Annotated in this window: 17 protein-coding genes; 8 read left to right on the top strand and 9 right to left on the bottom strand. The window is 53.2% G+C overall.

The features are described from left to right. Window positions 1–5: 5 nt before the first annotated feature. Both purT and uvrC read right to left on the bottom strand, forming a co-directional pair. Window positions 6–1232: a formate-dependent phosphoribosylglycinamide formyltransferase gene (gene purT, locus QP442_RS06945; protein ID WP_103632614.1), complete on the bottom strand. Its 1227-nt coding sequence runs from the start codon at window positions 1230–1232 to the stop codon at window positions 6–8. Between the two features lie 114 nt (window positions 1233–1346). Continuing rightward, window positions 1347–3359, bottom strand: coding sequence for an excinuclease ABC subunit UvrC (gene uvrC, locus QP442_RS06940; RefSeq protein WP_103632613.1), 2013 nt, complete (start codon window positions 3357–3359; stop codon window positions 1347–1349). 526 nt (window positions 3360–3885) lie between these two features. On the opposite strand from uvrC, the gene glnA reads away from it, so the two are divergent. The 4 genes from glnA to QP442_RS06915 all read left to right on the top strand — a co-directional run bounded on the left by glnA (window position 3886) and on the right by QP442_RS06915 (window position 9980). Next, window positions 3886–5310: a type I glutamate--ammonia ligase gene (gene glnA / locus QP442_RS06930; RefSeq protein ID WP_006681061.1), complete on the top strand. Its 1425-nt coding sequence runs from the start codon at window positions 3886–3888 to the stop codon at window positions 5308–5310. A gap of 205 nt (window positions 5311–5515) precedes the next feature. Continuing rightward, window positions 5516–7333 (top strand): AMP-dependent synthetase/ligase, encoded by a 1818-nt coding sequence (locus QP442_RS06925; RefSeq protein WP_103632612.1) that lies wholly within the window; start codon window positions 5516–5518, stop codon window positions 7331–7333. After that, complete coding sequence (locus QP442_RS06920) at window positions 7330–9249, top strand: AMP-dependent synthetase/ligase (RefSeq protein WP_103632611.1); 1920 nt, start codon at window positions 7330–7332, stop codon at window positions 9247–9249. The genes QP442_RS06925 and QP442_RS06920 overlap by 4 nt, the downstream gene beginning before the upstream one ends. Beyond that, window positions 9246–9980: an SDR family oxidoreductase gene (locus tag QP442_RS06915; protein ID WP_103632610.1), complete on the top strand. Its 735-nt coding sequence runs from the start codon at window positions 9246–9248 to the stop codon at window positions 9978–9980. Before QP442_RS06920 ends, QP442_RS06915 begins: the two co-directional genes overlap by 4 nt. Here QP442_RS06915 and QP442_RS06910 read toward each other — a convergent pair. The 6 genes from QP442_RS06910 to QP442_RS06885 form a co-directional block, all read right to left on the bottom strand. Next, window positions 9973–10107, bottom strand: coding sequence for a helix-turn-helix domain-containing protein (locus tag QP442_RS06910; RefSeq protein ID WP_219810934.1), 135 nt, complete (start codon window positions 10105–10107; stop codon window positions 9973–9975). The two genes, QP442_RS06915 and QP442_RS06910, sit on opposite strands and share 8 nt — an antisense overlap. 4 nt (window positions 10108–10111) lie before the next feature. After that, window positions 10112–10546, bottom strand: a complete 435-nt coding sequence (locus QP442_RS06905) for a sigma-70 family RNA polymerase sigma factor (protein WP_103632609.1) — start codon at window positions 10544–10546, stop codon at window positions 10112–10114. 542 nt (window positions 10547–11088) lie between these two features. Continuing rightward, a complete protein-coding gene (locus QP442_RS06900; RefSeq protein ID WP_103632608.1) occupies window positions 11089–11385 on the bottom strand; it encodes a hypothetical protein in 297 nt (98 codons plus the stop codon). Between the two features lie 4 nt (window positions 11386–11389). Beyond that, the gene (locus QP442_RS06895; RefSeq protein ID WP_103632607.1) at window positions 11390–12154 is read right to left on the bottom strand and encodes an ABC transporter permease; all 765 of its coding nucleotides are present in this window, start codon (window positions 12152–12154) and stop codon (window positions 11390–11392) included. A 16-nt stretch (window positions 12155–12170) separates the two neighbouring features. After that, complete coding sequence (locus tag QP442_RS06890; RefSeq protein ID WP_103632606.1) at window positions 12171–12896, bottom strand: ABC transporter permease; 726 nt, start codon at window positions 12894–12896, stop codon at window positions 12171–12173. Further along, window positions 12893–13657 carry an ABC transporter ATP-binding protein gene (locus QP442_RS06885; RefSeq protein WP_103632605.1) on the bottom strand — a complete coding sequence of 255 codons (765 nt, stop codon included), beginning with the start codon at window positions 13655–13657 and terminating at the stop codon, window positions 12893–12895. Before QP442_RS06885 ends, QP442_RS06890 begins: the two co-directional genes overlap by 4 nt. Window positions 13658–13799: 142 nt before the next feature. On the opposite strand from QP442_RS06885, the gene QP442_RS06880 reads away from it, so the two are divergent. The 4 genes from QP442_RS06880 to mobC all read left to right on the top strand — a co-directional run bounded on the left by QP442_RS06880 (window position 13800) and on the right by mobC (window position 16822). Beyond that, window positions 13800–14501, top strand: a complete 702-nt coding sequence (locus QP442_RS06880) for a response regulator transcription factor (RefSeq protein WP_103632604.1) — start codon at window positions 13800–13802, stop codon at window positions 14499–14501. 4 nt (window positions 14502–14505) lie between these two features. Beyond that, window positions 14506–15870, top strand: a complete 1365-nt coding sequence (locus tag QP442_RS06875; protein WP_103632603.1) for a sensor histidine kinase — start codon at window positions 14506–14508, stop codon at window positions 15868–15870. Between the two features lie 96 nt (window positions 15871–15966). After that, window positions 15967–16335 carry a helix-turn-helix transcriptional regulator gene (locus QP442_RS06870; RefSeq protein ID WP_103632602.1) on the top strand — a complete coding sequence of 123 codons (369 nt, stop codon included), beginning with the start codon at window positions 15967–15969 and terminating at the stop codon, window positions 16333–16335. 232 nt (window positions 16336–16567) lie between these two features. Next, the gene (gene mobC, locus QP442_RS08655) at window positions 16568–16822 is read left to right on the top strand and encodes a plasmid mobilization relaxosome protein MobC (RefSeq protein WP_442822792.1); all 255 of its coding nucleotides are present in this window, start codon (window positions 16568–16570) and stop codon (window positions 16820–16822) included. 243 nt (window positions 16823–17065) lie between these two features. On the opposite strand, the gene uvrA is transcribed toward mobC, so the two are convergent. Beyond that, the gene (gene uvrA / locus QP442_RS06855) at window positions 17066–19936 is read right to left on the bottom strand and encodes an excinuclease ABC subunit UvrA (RefSeq protein ID WP_103632601.1); all 2871 of its coding nucleotides are present in this window, start codon (window positions 19934–19936) and stop codon (window positions 17066–17068) included. Window positions 19937–19967: the final 31 nt, after the last annotated feature.

Below are 19967 nucleotides of genomic sequence, written 5' to 3'. Positions count from 1 at the left end.
ACTTTTCAATTGTTTTCGCCGGGTAGCGACGTTGCTTCAACAAGCGTGATAGCGTCGGCTCCTCGATTTGCGCGCTCGCGTGCCAGGTCGCTGCTGGCACCGCTTGCCAGAACAACGCCGACTCGACGACCGGCTCGTGTGACGGGCTTGCCGAATATTCTGACTCCATCGGCCTTGGACAAGGCTTCGGCGACGCCTAGGTATTCGGGGTGTTTGAGGGGTTTTGTTGATTTGATGACTGCAGATGCACCCGGTGTGCGTAGCGTCGTATCGATGGGCAGGCCGAGGATTGCGCGGACGTGAAGCTCGAACTCAGACTGTGCTTGGGACACCATAGTGGTCATGCCAGTATCGTGCGGGCGTGGGGATAATTCGGAGAACCAGACGTCGTCGCCCTTGATGAAGAACTCGACGCCAAAGAGGCCGAGAGCAGGCGATGCTCCGTTGGATGCCAATGCGTCTGTTACGAGCTTCGCCATGGCCTGGCAGCGCTCAAGCGCCAGTGGCGAAATCGCTGCCGGTTGCCACGATTCAACATAGTCACCGTTGACCTGTCGGTGTCCGATGGGACTGCAGTAGGACGTTTCGACCGATTCGCCATTCCACCAGCGGACGGTCAGAAGCGTGATTTCGCAGTCGAACCGTACTTCTTCTTCGACGATAACTTCACCAGTTTGAGAGCGGGCGCCTTCCTGAGCCGCATTCCAGGCCTCATTAACCTGTTCCTCGGAGGTAATGCGGGACTGTCCGTGGCCAGACGATGACATTGTTGGTTTGATGAAAGCAGGCAGGCCGGTGTGATTCAGTGCCTCGCGAATATCATCGGCGCTTGAAGCAAAGCGGAACTGAGAAGTGACAACACCATCGAGGCTCGCAGCAAGGCCACGAATGCGATTGCGATCCATCGTTGCTTGGACGGCAAATGCGTTGGGCACGATACGCGTGTCCTGATGCGTTGCTTCAAACTTTGCCAGTGCGTCAGTGGCGATTGCTTCAACTTCGGGGACAACAAGGTCTGGTTTCACCCGGTCGAGCAACGCGAAAAGCTCGTCATCATCCGACATATCGAGAACCGCGTACTCGTCGGCGACCTGCATCGCGGGAGCTACCGGGTAGACATCTACAGCAATCACGTATACGCCGTAGCGTTTCAGACAGATTGTGACTTCTTTTCCTAGTTCTCCGCTACCCAGCAACAAAACGCGACACGGAAGATGAAACGCCGGCGTCATAGTGTGCTCCCCGTTGGTGAATTGAGTTTTCTTCAGGTTAGTGGACCAAAGCGCGCGTGTGCGGGTGTGCTCACGTTTGACTCGGGCGACTGAACGAAAGTATCACGAGGCCGATCAGGCGTGTTCGGACTGTGGATTCAGTGCTTCGAGGATCGATTGAGCAAGCACTGAGCCAATGCCGGGCACCGAAGCTACTTCGTCGACGCTTGCTTCGCGAAGCTTTTTCACTGATCCGAATCGCGTGAGTAGCGCTGATTGCCGCGCGGGGCCGACGCCTTCAATGGCGTCAAGGGCGGACCTCGTTAGTGCTTTCGTTCGACGCTTACGGTGCTTCGTAATTGCGAATCGGTGGGATTCATCGCGCAGGTACTGCAGCAAGTGGAGGGCAGACGAGCCGCGCGGGAAGATCATTGGAAATTCGTCGCCGGGAATCCAGACTTCTTCAAGACGCTTAGCCAATCCCACAAGAGGAATGTCGACGCCAAGATCATCGAGTGCAGTACGCGCTGCATTCACCTGAGGCAGACCACCGTCGACGACCACAAGGTCGGGCCGATAAGAAAACCTGCGTGGCTTTCCTGTGAGTGAATCAATCGGACCGGACTCGAAGGCGACGCCCTCATCGTCTTCACCGGCAACCCCTGCTTCTTCTGCAAGCAGACGGGAGAAACGCCTGCGCAGAACCTCGTCCATCGCGGACGTATCATCGGGGGTACCGTTGCCATCTGTGCCTCGAATATTGAATGTCCGATAAGCGTCTTTACGCGGAGCGCCGTCTTCGAAGACGACCATGGAACCGACCTGGTGGGTACCCATGGTGTGCGAGATGTCGTAGCACTCAATGCGCAACGGGGCAGCATCCAGTCCGAGGTTTTCAGCCAGTTCTTCAAGTGCTTGGGAACGAACAGTCAGATCGCCTGCTCGCTTGGTCTGATGGAGTTCCAGCGCTTGGCGAGCGTTCTCACGCACCGTTTCCATCAGCTGGGCTTTCGGACCGCGCGAGGGCACGTGAATGCGCACGGACGCCCCTCGCACTTCACTCAGCCAGGACGCAATCATTTGCTTGTTGTCCGGCTCGATCGAGACGAAAACTTCGTGCGGAATCGCCGACGTTGGAGTGTGTGCGATGTCGTCAACCGACTTCTTTTTGACCTTCTCGCGCCTTGTCGGGGTGCTCGGATCAGAAGGAGGAAGCTGCGAGTAGACCTGTTCAAGCAAACGAGCCATCAAGACCTGCTCATCTGCACCATCGACGCGATCGATCACCCATCCTCGCGTGCCACGGATACGACCACCACGAACGAAGAAAACGTGGACAGCAGCATCGAGTTCATCAGCAACAAGCGCGAAGACATCAGCGTCTGTACCATCATCGAGGACAACAACGTTCTTTTCCAGAACGTTCTCAATCGCTTTCAGGTCGTCGCGGGTCTTCGCGGCAGTTTCAAAGTCAAGGTTCGCTGCGGATTCTTTCATCCGTTCTTTCAACTCACGGACAATGGGACCGGTCTTCCCCTCCATGAAATCGCAGTAATTCTGCGCAAGCTGACGATGATCTTCTTCGCTAATCGCACCGATACAGGGAGCAGAACACTTGTCGATATGCGCCAGAAGACAGGCTCGCTTTTGGGCTTTCGCACGCTGAAAAACTCCCGGGGTGCACGTACGCACGGGGTAGATACGTGAGAGCAAATCGATCGTTTCACGAATCGCCCACACCTGCGTATACGGGCCGTAGTAACGCGTTCCGGCACGTTTCGCCTGACGCGTGACATGAACGCGGGGGTATCTCTCCCCCATGGTCACAGCCAAGTAAGGATAGGACTTATCGTCCTTAAACATGACGTTGAACTGTGGATTAAACTCTTTGATCCACGTGAATTCAAGCGTCAGGGCTTCAATTTCGCTACGAACAACGGTCCATTGAACGTGCGTCGCCGTAAACACCATTTGGCGCGTACGAGGGTGAAGATTGCCTGGATCCTGGAAATAGTTCGTCAGACGATTACGAAGGTTCTTTGCTTTACCGACATAGATAACTCGACCGTCTTTATCGGAAAAACGATAGACGCCCGGTGACGAAGGAATATCACCGGTTTTCGGACGGTACGTTGACGGGTCGGCCACCTGAATAGTGTACGTACCTGGGTGCGCGTATGCCGACGCAGAAGATGATGATGGACAGCTGCAGTAGCCAGAAGTGACGGGATTGGCGCCATTTCAGCGTTTGTTTCACGGTCAGAAAGAACGAGGAATGAAACACCATCTTCGACCGGAACGTCTCGCCACGCCAGAACGCGCAGCCCCTCTTCACGAGCAATCGTTTCAACCGTTGCCACTGCACGCATCGTGTTTATTCGCCGGATCATAGAGACCACTGGCGCGTTGTTCACGCACTCGAGCACTCATGATGTCTTCTCGCGTCGAAAATGCATCTATTCCACAATTGCAAAGTAATAGTAAACACTTGTGGAAAGAACGGGCTCATCTTGGAGAATTCACGCCACAAACAGGACAAATGCGCCACATTTCGGACAATCTTTTTCGCGCATGAAACGCTATGTAATACCATCTATTTAGCGGTTGTTTGGCAAAGTTTTTACCAAACGTCTTGGCATCAACGCATTAATAACGTGCGATGGAAGGACACCTTATGTTCACCACCTCCGAAGAGGTTGTTTCGTTTATTACTGAACAGGACATTGAATTTGTTGATGTTCGCTTCTGCGACGTTCCCGGCGTCCAGCAGCACTTCACAATTCCTGCACAGGAGTTCATTGACGACGCCCTTGAGAATGGTTTGATGTTCGACGGATCGTCCGTGCGCGGTTTCACTGCTATTCACGAGTCTGACATGAAGCTCATCCCCGACATCACGTCAGCATTCGTCGACCCTTTCCGCGTCGCCAAGACTCTCGTCGTCAATTTCTCGATCGTTGACCCCTTCACCGACGAGCCCTTCTCTCGCGATCCTCGTCAGGTTGCAGCCAAGGCTGAGGCCTACCTACGTTCCACCGGTATCGCTGACGAATGCTTCATCGGCGCCGAAGCTGAGTTCTATCTCTTCAACGATGTCCGTTACGAGGTCAAGCCGAACTCAACGTTCTTCAAGGTTGACTCCCCCGAAGCATGGTGGAACACAGGCCGGCAAGAAGAAGGCGGCAACCGCGGATACAAGGTTGGCGTTAAGGGCGGCTACTTCCCTGTTTCACCCCAGGACCAGTACGCGGATATCCGCGATGAAATGGTTCGCAACCTTGCCGCAGTCGGCCTGAAGATTGAGCGCGCTCACCACGAGGTTGGTTCCGGTGGTCAGCAGGAAATCAACTACCGTTTCGCAACCCTGCAAAAGGCTGCGGACGACATGATGAAGTTCAAGTACGTCATCAAGAACACCGCTCTTGACTTTGACCACACGGCAACCTTCATGCCGAAGCCACTGTTCGGTGACAACGGTTCGGGTATGCACACCCACCTTTCGCTCTGGAAGAACGGCGAGCCGCTGTTCTACGACGAACGAGGCTACGGTTCACTCTCCGACACTGCTCGTTGGTTCATCGGAGGTCTGCTTGAACACGCTCCGGCACTGCTTGCTTTCACGAACCCGTCGGTCAATTCTTTCCGTCGCTTGGTTCCCGGCTTCGAAGCCCCGATTAACCTGGTGTACTCGGCGCGTAACCGCTCGGCATGTATCCGCATTCCTGTTACAGGTACGTCCCCGAAGGCGAAGCGCGTCGAATACCGTGTCCCGGACCCGTCGGCCAACCCGTACCTGTCTTTCGCGGCCTGCCTGATGGCCGGCATCGACGGCATCAAGCGTCGTATTGAGCCTGCTGCCCCAATCGATAAGGATCTCTACGAGCTTCCGCCGGCTGAATACCAGGACATCACGAAGCTCCCGAGCTCACTCGAAGCAGCCCTTGAGGCCCTGAGCAACGACCATGAGTTCCTCACTGAAGGCGACGTCTTCACCCAGGACCTCATCGACACATGGCTCGACTACAAGGAGGCGAACGAGGTCGCTCCTATGCGCGTGTACCCACACCCCTACGAGTATCACATGTACTTCGATCTCTGAGCCGAGTACTTGAGGGAGGCCCCGCTCATCCGTTTTCGGATCGGCGGGGCCTTTTGTCATACACATTGTCATACACACCACCGCGCGAATCGTGAGCAATCAAACGCCACCCAAAACCGGAGGGTCGCACACTAGTTGAAGGAGATGTAGGTAGGCTCAAGTTAATAAAAGAATTGAAATAAGTTCGCGACCACGGGAGGAATCCATGAAAAAGCTACGCGACGGCTCATTCACAGTGAAACCAAAGTTCAAGGTTGGGGCACACGAATCAGTATCCTCACTCTTGATTGCGCGTGCTCAGAAGCACCCCAAACAGGTCGCCGTCGAACAGCGCACTCCCGTTGGTCTTCCCCAACCGGTGACCGCCGAAGAGCTTCTTGCTCAAGTCAACGATGTGGCTCGCGGCTTGATCGGCCAGGGCATTCACCCCGGCGATGCCGTCGCGATCCTTTCATCAACCTCGTATGAATGGATGCTACTGGACTATGCCATCCTGTCTATCGGAGCTATCACCGTTCCCATTTACGAATCAGACTCTGCTGCTCAAATCGAACACATCCTGACCGACGCGAAGGTTATTCAGGTCTTCACCCAGACCAGCCAGCAGGCGGAACTTGTGGAAAGCGTCCGTACTCCCAACGTTCGCTTCATTGATTCCATTGACCGTGGCGCCATGCGCAATATCGCTACAGCTGCGCTCGGCATCGAGGCTTCAGAAGTTGAAGCACGCCGTATCAAAATCAAGAGCAGTGATCTGGCAACCATCATTTACACGTCGGGAACAACCGGCATGCCGAAGGGTGTCTGCCTGACTCACGCCAACTTTGTCGGCACAGCCTACGCAACTCGACAGGTACTCGGAGCGGTCATTGACTCCCCCGACACCCGCCTGCTTCTGTTCCTTCCCGTGGCACACGTACTCGCTCGCTTCGTCATGCACGTGGTGATCTCCGGCCAAGGAACACTCGGATTCTCCCCCGACATTAAGAACCTGCTTCCCGACATTGCCTCATTCAAGCCCTCCGTGTTGTTGGTTGTCCCGCGCGTCCTGGAAAAGGTCTACAACTCCGCAGCCGCGAAGGCCGGTAAGGGCATTAAAGGCAAGATTTTCTCCTGGTCCGCCAAGCAGGCAAGGTCGTGGGCAACTTCGAAAGAAAAGACGCTTGGCCCATCGCCGTTGAAGCGCGTGCGCCACTCGGTTGCTGACACTCTGGTTCTGAAGAAGATTCGTGAGATCCTGGGCCCGAACCTGAAGTACATCGTGTCCGGCGGAGCCCCGCTTGCATCGGATCTTGCACAGTTTTTCGGTGGCCTCGGCCTGAAGGTGCTGCAGGGCTACGGTCTTTCTGAAACGACCGGGCCCGCATGTGTCCAGCTACTGAATAACCACCCGTCTGGTTATGTCGGCCCCGTTCTGCCTGGTAATTACGTCAAGATCGCTGATGACGGCGAGATTCTTCTGAAAGGCGTTTCGGTGATGTCGGGGTACTACAATCTCTCCGACGCGACCGCAGACTCTTTTATTGACGGATGGTTCCGTACAGGTGACCTTGGCACCGTGGATAAGAACCTCGGAGTATCAATCACCGGCCGTAAGAAGGAATTGATCGTCACCGCCGGTGGAAAGAATGTTTCGCCCGAGGTCCTCGAAGAACAGCTGATCACCCACCCGCTGATCGCACATATTGTTGTCGTCGGTGATGCTCGCCCCTACATTGGCGCGCTGATCACCCTCGATTCCGATATGTTGCCCACATGGCTGAAGAATCACGGTCTCCCAATTGTGGACGCCGCACAGGCTGCGGATATGCCAGAAGTACGCGATTCCTTGGAGAAAGCAGTCACGCGTGCAAACAAAAGGGTGTCGCGTGCAGAGTCCATTCGGCGGTTGAGGATCATCGATCAGACGTTTACGGTGGAAAATGGATATATGACTCCGTCGCTGAAGCTTCGTCGCCATGCTGTGATCAAAGACTTCGCTCACGAGGTCGACGCACTCTACGCCGAAGGGCAAAAGAAATGACATTGATCCACGTTGACGCATCAACATGGGATAATCCTGCTACTCGCGTAGCCGATCCTGACTGGAACCTGCCCAAGATGATCCGACAGCGCGCAATTGACCACCCGAATCAAGTGGCGATTGAACGCCGAAACGGCGTTGGTCAGTGGCGTCCGATGACGATCAATGAGTTCGTTCGTCGTATCGACGATACGGCACGTGGCATGATCGGCCTTGGCCTGCAACCGGGCGCGCATCTTGCCATTCTTGCGCCCACGTCGTTCGAATGGGCGCTCATTGACCTCGCAGCGCTCAGCTGTGGCGCAGTCACGGTTCCGATCTATGAAACAGATTCTGCAGCACAGATCGAACACATCCTTGTCGACTCTGAAGTGACGATTGTTGTCACGGCAACAACGCAACAGGCAGACCTTGTCCGTTCGGTTGCACGCGATAACGTGACCATCATGTCGCTCGATAAAGGCGCCGAGCGCACAATTCTCGCTGCTGCTAAAGGCGTGAGGCTCGAACAGGTCAACGAACGCCTTGAGCTCCGTAAACTTCACGACGTTGCAACGATCATCTACACCTCGGGGACAACGGGTCGCCCAAAGGGCATTGAGCTGACGCACGGAAACTTCATTTCTTCTGCCATTCAGGCCTACGACTTCCTCCCGGACCTCATCAATTCTCCAAAGTCGCGCTCACTGCTCTTCCTGCCCGTCGCGCACTCTCTGGCACGCTTCGTCATGTACGCGTTGCTTGGCGGTCAGGGACGCGTCGCGTTCGTTCCGGATATGCGTAACCTGCTGACGGACATTTCGACCTTCAAGCCCACAATGCTCCTTGTCGTGCCTCGTGTTCTGGAGAAGGTGTACAACGCTGCAACCGCGAAGGCCGGTGGCGGTATCAAGGGCTCGCTTTTCTCATGGGCAGCAAACCAGGCGAAACAACTGTCGCATGCGACCGCATACACGAAGGCTCCTGAAATCGAACAGACCTCGGCCGTAGGCGCTCCGACCAGCCACACAACTCAGATTCCTTCAGCGTCTGCAGCCCCTTCTCCCGGTCCTTCCTTTGCGTTGAAGTCTCGCCTACGTGTTGCCGATGCTCTGGCTCTGCGCAAGGTGAAGTCAGTGCTTGGCCCGAACCTCCACACGATCATTTGCGGTGGCGCTCCCCTGGCAGCTGACCTTGCTCACTTCTACCGTGGCCTTGGTATTACCCTTCTGCAGGGCTACGGTCTGTCGGAGTCGACTGGGCCGATTGCCGTCGAATGGCCCTCGGACTTCCCGCCGGATTCGGTGGGCTTCCCCTGGCCGGGTAACACGATTCGTATCGATGACGACGGTGAGATCCTGATGAAGGGTGTCAGCGTCATGAAGGGCTATCACAACCTGCCGGAGGAAACTCAAGCCTCCTTCGTTGATGGCTGGTTCAAGTCCGGTGATTTGGGTGCTATCGACGAAACGGGCCACCTGCGTATTACGGGCCGTAAGAAGGAATTGATTGTCACCGCGGGTGGTAAGAATGTTTCGCCCGAGGTTTTGGAAGATTCCTTGCAAACACACCCGTTGATTTCGAGCGTGGTTGTTGTCGGTGATGCTCGCCCGTACATTGGAGCGCTCATCACCTTGGATGCTGAAATGCTCCCGATGTGGCTCGCATCGAAGGGACAGGATGTTGTAGATACGGCATCTGCTGCGAACCTTCCGGTCGTGCGTAAATCGCTCGAAAAGGCGATTGCTCGAGCGAATGAAAAGGTGTCGCGCGCAGAATCGATCCGCCGATATCGCATCGTCAACGCCGAATTCACAGTCGAGAACGGCTACATGACCCCGTCCCAGAAGCTGAAGCGCAACGTCGTTCTGCGCGACTTTGCCCACGAGGTCGATGCACTCTACTCCGACACAACTCAGAATGGAGACGCGCGATGACCGCTACAGTATCGTCCAATCGCCCAGTCGCTCTGGTCACCGGTGCCACTCGTGGCCTCGGACATGCGATTGCCGTTGAACTGGCGAAGACGCATCACGTCATCGTTGGCGGACGATCAGCCGAAGCAGTAGGTCGCGTGGTCGACGAGTTGGGTGATGCTTCCGCCTTTGTCGCCGATCTGACGAATGAGGACGAGGCCGCCCAAGCTCTTTCGGACGTGTTGGCCACAGTGGGGCGTCTCAATGTCCTCGTCAACAATGCTGGTGTTGGCAAGAAGGCGACGCTTGATCACACGACTCGCGACGATTGGCGCTGGGTCTTGGAAACCAACGTCATTGCTGCCGCTGACCTGACACGGATGTGTCTGCCGAAGCTACGCGAGAATTGCGGCACGGTCGTTGTCATCAACTCCGGTGCTGGTGTGCGCATCTATCCCTCTGATGCTGCGTACACGGTCTCGAAGTGGGCATTGCGTTCTTTCACCGATTGTCTGCGTGAAGCTGAACGTGGCCGGGTTCGCGTTGTCGCTATTCACCCTGGACGTATCGATACTGATATGCAGGTCGCTATGCAGGCTCAGGCTGGCAAGACCTACAACCCTGATGATCACATGCGTGCTTTTGATGTTGCGAAGACTGTGCGTCTTGCCGTCGATATGCCAGCCTCGACGAATGTCGACGAGCTACACATTCGAACGACCGAAGCGAAGAAAACCAACCCGTCTATCTGAGTTTCTTCGCTACGAAACCCTCATAATACCGGAGTACCTGATCCACAGCCTGAGAGTCCCCGTCACGGGCGGCGTCAATCACCGAAAGAGGAAGAAGCTCCTTGCCCTTGTAAGTGGGTTTCTTCATACCTTCAACCTCCCTTCGGCATGAGTGCGGCCAACTTGATCCGCCGCTCGGTCAATGATTTTGCCCTTCGCCGCTGAACGGCGCTGCAAGACATTCCAACAAGGCGGCCAACCTCCTGATCCGGCAAGTCCAGAACAAAATGCGGGATCAAAATACTCTGCTCCTGAACGGACAAACCGGCGAAGGCATCAGCCACAAGCTCGTTTTCGATATGCAGGTCATACCCGTGGGACGAGAATGTAAATCTGTCACTGGGGTAATGATCTACAACGCAGAGCTTGTCCATCTCCATTTGTGGAAGGTCGCTGAATGACAGTTCCCTGTCACGGCGCCTCTGCATTTCCCGGAGGTAGTCGATTGCCTCATGGTATAGTACAAGCTTGCAGTAAGCATCAAACTGGCACCGCTCGCCATAGTCATTGCGGGGGATCACATCCATCTTTTCCCCCCCCTTTCCTGGGGGAATGAGGTGGGTTTCTCCCTTTCCGCTAACAAGGCGAACGCAAAGCCGCTCGCTACCCGCTAAAAGCCTCCTTTTTGAAAATTTCTTAAAAAATTTTTTCGAAGTGGGCTTGTCTTCGGAAAACAGCAAAAGCGCCCAGCAAGTCGCAATGGACCTGCTGGGCGCAGAAATGTTTTATAAAGATGATTGCTATACATGGTATAGTTCATATCCAAAGCCGTACAACTCCAACGGAGGGGCTACGCTTTTTAACTGGTGCAGATCATGGATACTGCGAAATAAGAAGAAGGATACGGCAAATTAACCTCCAATCGGCTACCGCGCCCTTGCAGGTCATCAGCGGCGGCTCTGAAAATCAAAGCCGCCGCTTCATACGCGCATGAAAATATGTCTGCTCTGCTCTGTCTTTGAGGTTATCACTTAACCTATCGAAGCCGGAGCAGGCAATACAAGCCAGCAAAGAAACCGCGATCAGGCATCATCCAATAAATTTCTCAACTCTACGCATAACTGTTTCTTCACTGAACGAAAGTAAGGAACATGGCAAGCGCGACAATTCCCACCATCAGCAGCAGCCAAAAAACGCTGATTGCAGTTGATACAATATTGATTATACTGCGGCTTTCCCTGCTCCGCACACATACCACCGAAAGAATCAGGCCCAGCAGGACAAAAGCGATATTGGCTCCGGCCCAAGCGGTTCGGACTCCGTCCGACAGCGAAAGGTGCAGAAGCGATGGGGCAAGAGCCGCCAGCGGTAGGATGCTCACAATGAGCGCAGCGATACTAACTGGTTGAAGTTTTTTCTTTTCCATAGTTTTACCTCATTTCTTTTTTCCCAAATTGGGTGACAGCCAGCGCGAAAAACAGGCCAAACACCACAATCGCGCACGGCAGGAACGGAAACACCGAAAAAGCGGCGTCGGAAGTTTCTGCTGTAAAGTCATGGAGAGAGCAGGAAACGAGATAACCGCTGTAACAGTACGGGTAGGCGATCCACAGCGGCGTATTTGCAACCAATACACCGGGAATCACAAGCAGCAGATTTAATCCAACAGAAAGAAGCGGTTTTTCAAACAGCACAGTGATGGCCCACATAGCCGCAATGCACGGCAGCATAGTCAGAAACAGCCCCAAGCACCATTTCAGAAGATATAGGATCGGCAGGGTTTCTGTTACTCCCATTGTCTGTGTCGCAATCAGCCCAGCGATTACAAATACGACAAGAAACACCACCATCTCCATAAACAGATAAAAGGTAAGCACACAGAATTTGGCAATGGATAATGCGCAGCGGCTGACCGGTAGCGCCAGCATTTTCAGAATCCCGTTATTTCCTGTTTCTCGTCCTGCGATCATCACGCAAACCACGATCATGCTGAATGGAAGCAGATAGTAGGCGTAAACAAGCGCACTTTGAATAAACATGGCAGGCCACGCATTGGTGTATTCCGGTGTAAAGTAGTTGCTCAAACTCGCAACCCCGGAAACCACCACCAATAAAGGTGCAATGAAAATCAGGGGTACGATTTTGGAGCGTTTTACTTTCATAAACTCGATTTTGAGTAAATCCAAAAAGCTCATTTCTTATTATCCCTCCTTACTCGTAGCGTCTGTACTTCGCCAGCCACAAGCCCACAGCAAGGAACAACAGTGTTTCCACCAAAGCGACAAGGGCAACCGTCGAATCAGGCTGGGCGCTCTTGGCTACTGCTGGTTTCAGAATAATCACAACAGGATGCACCAGCAAAAGCGTCAGTCCCGAATTTGCAAGGGCCATACCACTCAGAAAACCGGCAACACCAATTCCAAGCGGCACCCACATATTTTCAAAGCGCGAGGAAATCAGCAGCATAAACGACAGTACCGGCATGGATGTGAGAAAAGAGTATCCGGCAAAGCGTACCAGCGTACCCATCTCAAATGCTCCGTCCGGCAAGTCCGTCATTCCGATCTGTGCAAGTGCCAGGTTTTGCAGCACGATTGCAATCAAAAACATGACCGTCAGAATCAGAAATTTGCACAGATACATGGTCGGGACGCTGACGGGAAGCATATACATCTTCTTTACGGCACTTCCCTTAAATTCCATGTTGTAGATCATGCAGGTAGCAACTACGATACCGAACAGATTCAGCACCATAATCATGCCGTAGAGCTGGGTCAACAAGACATCCATCGGGGCCAGCGGCAGATTCAGAAGCGTGTCTTTCCGCACAATGAAATCGACAAATGCGCAGGCGGCTCCCAAGACACCAACGGCCAGCAGCACGGGAATCGCGCCGGTTCGCTTTTCTTTCCGAAGTTCGATTGCCAGCGTTTTCATAATTTTGCCCGCTGCTTTCTGTCCATGTTATCTTTCTCAACCATAGAAAGGAACACATCTTCCAGATTGTTCGCAGCGAAGCCGGATTGCAGGGCGTATTGACGCAGATCATTCATGCTTCCCTCAAACAGCAGCCGCCCGTGGTTGAGAATCCCAATGTCATCTGCAATCAATTCGATTTCAGACAGCATATGGGACGAGATCAGCACCGTGCAGTCGTAAAGGCTGGGCAAAGATTTTACCAGATTGCGGATTTCGTGGATACCAGACGGGTCAAGACCGTTTGTGGGTTCGTCCAGAATCAGAATCGGCGGACGCCCCAAGAGCGCCCCGGCAAGGCCCAAGCGTTGCTTCATTCCCAGCGAATACTGTTTTGCCAGCCGGTCGCCAAACTCGGTCAGCCCTACCAGTTCCAGAGCATCTTCCACATCAGCTTTCGGCAGTCCCAAAATGCGGCGGATAATGTCAAGATTTTCCCGCCCGGTGAGATTTGCGTAGAAAGATGGCGCTTCGATGAAAGAGCCGATCTCTTTGAGAATGGCAATCCGATCCTGCGGAAACTGTTTCCCATCAATGGTAAAGCTGCCTTTTGTGGGAGCGGTCAACCCCAACAGCATTTTCATGGTAGTGGATTTGCCTGCCCCGTTCGGGCCAAGAAAACCATAAATGCTGCCCTTGCGAATATGAAGCGAAACATGATTGACCGAAGTGAAGTTCTTATATTTCTTGGTCAAATGTTCCGTTGTAATGATATAGTCCATAGAAACATCTCCTTTCGATGCTTCTACGGTACAACTTCAACCTGACATCTACATTCTCCCGTCCTTACTTTTACCTTACTTTTTGAGGATGCCCTCCGCAGACTTTAAATCCTTTTTTATAATACTTTCGGGAGGTGACGCTATGGACAACTCTTTTCTGCATCGAAAGAAGCTCTTGCTTGTAGACGATGAGCCGGATCTGCTGAAAATGGTATCCGATATTTTAAGCGATGCCGGTTTTGAAACCATACTTACTGCCGCAACAGTAAAAGAAGCCATACTAATGACAGAAAAAGAAAAACCCAACTTGATGGTTTTGGATGTCATGTTGCCAGATGGGGACGGCTTTTCCCTGATGAAGCAGCTCCGCACTTTTACAAATGTGCCAATCATCTTTCTGACCGCAAAAGACGAAGCAGCAGACAAGCTGGCCGGTCTTGGCCTTGGAGCAGACGATTATATTTCAAAGCCTTTTATGCCGCAGGAGCTATTGCTGCGTGTCTATGCGGTTTTGCGCCGAACTTATAAAGAGGACAGCCCGCGGGTTTTCCTGGATGGATGTACGATTGATTTTAGCCGGGCAGAGGTCAACAAAGGCGGCGAGATTATCCTCCTGACCGCAAAAGAGCATACCCTGTTGGAAACGCTGGCCCGCAACGAGGGAAAGATTGTTACGGTTGACGCTCTTTGTGAAGCATTATGGGGCGACAATCCTTTCGGCTATGAAAATAGCCTGAATGCCCATGTACGGCGGATTCGGGAAAAAATTGAAGCCGATCCCTCAAAGCCCGTTTCCCTGATTACGATTAAGGGGCTGGGTTATAAACTGATTACAAGGAAGTGACGCCTTGAAATCTTTTGGCACCTATATTTCAAAGCACTTGGTGTCTTTCGCTGCATTTCTTCTGATCCTGGTAATTGTCAATGTCGTTCTGTTTGGCGTGACTTTCTATCACACAGTTTCAGAGGATTACGGAGAAGCGTCCCCGCGCGCCATGCTTGAGCTGACCTCTACTGCGGCTACCATAGAGGGTTTGCCCGATTACGCAGAGCAGAAATTGCGCCAGTACAATATCTGGGCCATGTATCTAACGTCAACGGGCGAATGTTTCTGGCGGCTCGATGTGCCACAAGAAGTGCCGCAACATTACAGCATTCAAGAGGTAGCTTCATTTTCCAAAGGCTATCTGGAGGATTATCCCGTTTTTGTCTGGAGTACAGAGGATGGATTGTTAGTTTTAGGGTATCCAAAGAATAGCTATATGAAGCTCACCAGCAACTACTATTCCATGGAGGCTATTCAGAAAATTCCCCTCTATGTGATAGGAACGTTGGGCATGGATGTGCTGTGCCTGTTTTTGGCCTACTATTTTTCAAAACGCAGGATCATCCAGAACACGGAACCGATTGTAGATGCCATTGAAACATTGGCCGATGGCAAACCCGTTTCTCTCCATATTGATAGAGAGTTATCCGAAATTGCGGGCAGCGTAAATAAAGCCTCTCTGATATTAAGCAGGCAAAACGAAGCCAGAGCCAACTGGATCAGCGGGGTCTCTCATGACATCCGAACTCCGCTTTCTATGATTATGGGCTATGCAGACCGGATCGCCGCAGACAAAACAGCCAGTGAGGGGGTAAAAGAGCAGGCTCTGATCGTGCAAAAGCAAAGCGCTAAAATCAAAGAACTCGTGCAGGATTTGAATTTAGTGTCTCAACTGGAATATGAAATGCAGCCGCTTCACAAGGAGAAAATACGCCTGTCTAAACTCCTTCGTTCCTATGTGTCGGAACTGCTCAACTCCGGGATTTTGGATGCCTATACGGTTGAAATTGAAATTACGCCAGAAGCAGAAAATGCCAGGCTGGAATGTGATACCCGCTTGATTTCACGGGCAATCAACAATCTTGTGCAGAACAGCATCAAACACAATCCGGGAGGCTGCGAAATTCGGCTTGATCTGGAAAATGCACATGATGGTCTTACGCTCTCTGTTGCAGATAACGGAGTAGGTCTGTCTCCTGAAAAGCGACAAGACCTAGAAGAAAAGCCACACTACATGGAAAGTATAGATGAGCGTCTGGATTTGCGGCATGGGTTGGGGATTTTGATTGTTCAGCAGATTATGGCAGCACATAAAGGCACAATGCAAATCGAAAACGTAGTGCCACATGGATGTAAGACGATATTGACATTTTCGAATTCTGATTAGTTCACAGAAATATGAAATATAAAGTTTAAGAAAACTGCATATGACATCATTCCACGGGCAATCTATGAAATATAGAATGTATGTGGGTGATGCTAAATAGCAAAAGTTAAAGACTGCCCTGGCTTTGAAACCTTCGGTGCGGATGTAAAAGAAGCACGGAAGGCGAAGAACCTTGCACGAAAAGATTTAGCCGAAAAGGTGAATATTGATACCAGGTATCTTGCCAACATTGAAAACGAGGGTACGATCCCCAGCCTGCCGGTCATCATACAGCTTGTAAAAATCTGCGGCCTGTCGATGGAGAGATATTTCAATCCAGAGGTCATGCGAGAGGAAAGCGAGCTGCGCCAGCGGGTCGGACAGAAGTTAAAGCCCTGCCCAGAACAGTATTTTCCTATCGTGGAGGGTGCCATTGACGGGGCCTTAAAAATTGAAAAGCCGAATGAAGAAACGGAGGGTGTCTGAACATCCTCTGTTTTTCTTATTTTGCGGGCATTTTAAGGTTTCCGAAACGCTTTATAAGTAGGGATAAGATACGGTAGCAAGCACAGCAAGTGAGTACCCACTTGCGAAATTTCTGCTTGTTGGGATAATTCCAAACCCTTATGCGGAAGGTCGGCGGCACATGGCAAGTCGAAAACGGAATATTCAAATGAAATTTTATGTCACGGAGGATAAAAACGGCTCATAGACAAAAATGAGCCAGTTACCGACACGCAGATATGGCGCCTACCTCCGAAAGATGGCGATTGACGGGTATATCACCTATACGGACACCGCAGATATCAAGGCATTTACCAAAGAGCTTTCCATCATCGGTCGGAACATCAACCAGATCGCCAAGCGGATCAATGCCGGAGGCACTGCGTATCAGGCCGACATGGATGAGATACGGGAAAGGCTGGACGAGATATGGCAGTTACAAAGACGCATCCTATCAAGTCAACGCTGAAAGCAGCCATTGACTATATCTGCAACCCGGAGAAAACGGATGGGAAGCTGCTTGTATCCGCCCATGGCTGCGCCGCCGAAACCGCGGATATCGAATTTTCCTGGACCCGCCGCCACTGTTACTGCCCGAACTTGACCGGACAAAAGGGGGTCGCCGATCAATCATGATCGGTGCCCCCTCGTTATGCTCGCCTATTCGCAGATCAAAGGAGTAGCAGAAGCATCGTCCTTACTTCTTCTTGGCTCAGACCTTCTTCTTCGCGACAGACTGGTTCTTCGCACTCGCGAGAATATCTGCCAGGAACTCCCCGGTAAACGACCCCTTCACCTTCGCAACTGCTTCTGGTGTTCCTTCAGCAATGACGCGACCACCACCGGAACCACCTTCGGGGCCCATATCAACGATCCAATCAGCGCACTTGATGACGTCCAGGTTGTGCTCAATGACGATGACCGTATTGCCTTTGTCAACCAGCGATTGCAAAACCAGCAGGAGCTTGCGAATATCCTCGGAATGTAAGCCGGTCGTCGGCTCGTCCAGCACATAGATCGTTCGTCCAGTCGAACGACGCTGCAGTTCGGACGCGAGCTTCACACGCTGTGCTTCGCCACCCGACAGTGTTGTTGCCGCCTGCCCCAATCGCACGTAACCCAGGCCAACCTCGACAAGGGTATTGAGATGTCGCGCAATCCTGGAGATCGGCGCGAAAAACTCCGCCGCTTCAGACACCGGCATATTCAGAACGTCTGCGACTGACTTCCCCTTGTAAAGAATCTCCAAGGTTTCACGGTTGTACCGTGCACCATGGCACACTTCGCAGGGAACGTACACGTCAGGCAGGAAGTTCATTTCGATCTTTAACGTGCCGTCGCCCTTGCAGGATTCACAGCGTCCGCCTTTCACATTGAAGGAGAAACGGCCCGGACCGTAGCCTCGTACCTTCGCTTCCTGTGTTTCCGCGAACAGCTTACGAATCGCATCCCACACGCCCGTATACGTCGCAGGGTTCGAACGTGGCGTACGACCGATCGGCGACTGATCAACGTGGACAACCTTATCGAGATGCTCGAGGCCACTCATTGAACGGTAACGACCTGACACAAGGCGCGCACCGTTCAAGCGCGATGCCAGCGTGCGGTACAGAATCGAATTCACCAGCGTGGACTTTCCCGAACCGGACACGCCCGTCACAGCGGTAAAGGTGCCGAGAGGGAACGAAACTGTCACGTCGTTGAGGTTATGCTCGCGTGCACCCTTGATCGTCAGCATGCGCTCGGGATCAACCGGGCGACGAGTAGCTGGCACTCCGATGGAACGACGGCCCGACAGGTAGTCGCCAGTCAGTGATTTCTTGTTGTTCTTCAAGTCTTCCAGAGTGCCGGAGTGGACAATCCAGCCACCCGTTTCACCGGCGCCTGGACCGATATCGACGATCCAGTCAGCGGCTTCCATCGTTTCTTCATCGTGCTCGACAATAATCAGCGTATTGCCAAGGTCGCGAAGACGCTTCAAGGTATCGATGAGCTTGCGATTGTCACGCTGGTGCAGACCGATCGACGGTTCGTCGAGCACATACAGGACGCCAACCAAACCGGAGCCAATCTGCGTGGCTAGACGAATACGCTGCGCTTCGCCGCCCGACAGTGTTCCGGCACCACGTGACAGCGTCAGATAGGTCAGGCCAACATCGACAAGGAAATCGAGGCGAGCACGAATCTCCTGCAGGATTGGCTTGGCAATCGCCTGCGAACGCTGATCCAACTCCAACGCATTGAGGTGTGCGCGGGCATCTGAAATCGACAGGTCAGACAGTTCAGCAATCGATAGATCGCCCACTGTCACCGCAAGAACCTCGGGACGCAGACGAGCCCCCTGACACGTCGGACACGGAACCTCACGCATATAGGCGTTGAGCTTCTCCGACACCCATTCCGATTCGGTTTCCTGGCGCTTGCGCTCAACGTAGGTGACGGCACCTTCGAAGCCCGTCGTGTACGAGCGTTCGCGTCCCCATCTGTTGCGGAACTTGACCTTGACCTCGTAGTCCTTACCAAACAGGATGGCTTCGCGGACGTTGTCGGGCAGGGCCTTCCACGGAGTTGTCATCTCGAATCCGAGTTCACCGGACAAGGACTCCAGCAGGCGCTTGTGGTACTTGAAGTTCGAGTTCCACACGATCACCGCACCGTCGGCCAGCGACAGTTCCTCGTCGGGAACCAGTAGGTCAGGATCAACTTCAAGTTTCGACCCAATACCCGTACAGTCTGGGCAGGCACCGTAGGGAGCGTTAAAAGAGAATGTACGAGGTTCGATTTCTTCCAACGCTAGCGGGTGGTCGTTCGGGCACGAACGCTTTTCCGAGTATCGGCGACGACGATCAGGATCGTCCTCGTCCAAGTCGACCATGTCAATAATGACGAGGCCATCGGACAGACGGAGAGCTGTTTCTACCGAATCAGTAAGGCGCTGGCGCATACCGGAACGCACCACGAGCCGGTCAATGACGACCTCGATCGTGTGGCGCAGTTTCTTTTCCAAAACCGGAGCGTTCTCGAGTCGAACCAATTCGCCGTCGATGATCGCACGCGTGTAGCCGGACGTCTTCAGCTCATTGATCAGGTCCTGATACTCACCCTTGCGTCCACGCACGACCGGCGACAGAACCTGGAAACGCGTTCCCTCGTCCATGGAACGCACTCGGTCCACAATCTGCTGGGGAGTCTGCGCCTGAATGCGTGCGCCACACTTCGGGCAGTGAGCGATCCCCGCACGCGCGTACAGCAAACGCAGGTAGTCGTGAATCTCAGTAATCGTGCCAACCGTGGAACGCGGGTTGCGCGATGTCGACTTCTGGTCAATCGAGACCGCGGGCGACAGACCCTCGATGAAATCGACGTCGGGTTTGTCCATCTGACCGAGGAACTGGCGCGCGTACGACGACAGAGACTCCACGTATCGACGCTGGCCCTCTGCGAAGATCGTATCGAATGCCAACGATGACTTACCGGAGCCGGAAAGTCCCGTAAAAACAATCATTGTGTCTCGAGGCAACTCGAGGCTGACATCCTTCAAGTTATGCTCGCGAGCACCAGAAATAACTAAAGATTCATGCACCCTAACAGTCTACTCGGCGCCGAGTTCGAAT

The organism is Pauljensenia sp. UMB1177, from assembly GCF_030217965.1.
In the GTDB taxonomy this organism is placed as follows: Bacteria; Actinomycetota; Actinomycetes; order Actinomycetales; family Actinomycetaceae; genus Pauljensenia; species Pauljensenia turicensis_A.
Note: the sequence above shows the minus strand (reverse complement) of the source record. Positions and strands in the feature narration are given on the sequence as shown.

What these genes read in the sequence shown, in the direction of transcription:
- QP442_RS06900 (WP_103632608.1), bottom strand. Translation starts at nt 11,385, where the DNA reads ATGGAAAAGAAAAAACTTCAACCAGTTAGTATCGCTGCGCTCATTGTG.
- mobC (WP_442822792.1), top strand. Translation starts at nt 16,568, where the DNA reads ATGAGCCAGTTACCGACACGCAGATATGGCGCCTACCTCCGAAAGATG.
- QP442_RS06910 (WP_219810934.1), bottom strand. Translation starts at nt 10,107, where the DNA reads ATGAAGAAACCCACTTACAAGGGCAAGGAGCTTCTTCCTCTTTCGGTG.
- QP442_RS06920 (WP_103632611.1), top strand. Translation starts at nt 7,330, where the DNA reads ATGACATTGATCCACGTTGACGCATCAACATGGGATAATCCTGCTACT.
- QP442_RS06925 (WP_103632612.1), top strand. Translation starts at nt 5,516, where the DNA reads ATGAAAAAGCTACGCGACGGCTCATTCACAGTGAAACCAAAGTTCAAG.
- QP442_RS06880 (WP_103632604.1), top strand. Translation starts at nt 13,800, where the DNA reads ATGGACAACTCTTTTCTGCATCGAAAGAAGCTCTTGCTTGTAGACGAT.
- QP442_RS06915 (WP_103632610.1), top strand. Translation starts at nt 9,246, where the DNA reads ATGACCGCTACAGTATCGTCCAATCGCCCAGTCGCTCTGGTCACCGGT.
- QP442_RS06890 (WP_103632606.1), bottom strand. Translation starts at nt 12,896, where the DNA reads ATGAAAACGCTGGCAATCGAACTTCGGAAAGAAAAGCGAACCGGCGCG.
- purT (WP_103632614.1), bottom strand. Translation starts at nt 1,232, where the DNA reads ATGACGCCGGCGTTTCATCTTCCGTGTCGCGTTTTGTTGCTGGGTAGC.
- QP442_RS06895 (WP_103632607.1), bottom strand. Translation starts at nt 12,154, where the DNA reads ATGAGCTTTTTGGATTTACTCAAAATCGAGTTTATGAAAGTAAAACGC.
- glnA (WP_006681061.1), top strand. Translation starts at nt 3,886, where the DNA reads ATGTTCACCACCTCCGAAGAGGTTGTTTCGTTTATTACTGAACAGGAC.
- QP442_RS06885 (WP_103632605.1), bottom strand. Translation starts at nt 13,657, where the DNA reads ATGGACTATATCATTACAACGGAACATTTGACCAAGAAATATAAGAAC.
- QP442_RS06905 (WP_103632609.1), bottom strand. Translation starts at nt 10,546, where the DNA reads ATGGATGTGATCCCCCGCAATGACTATGGCGAGCGGTGCCAGTTTGAT.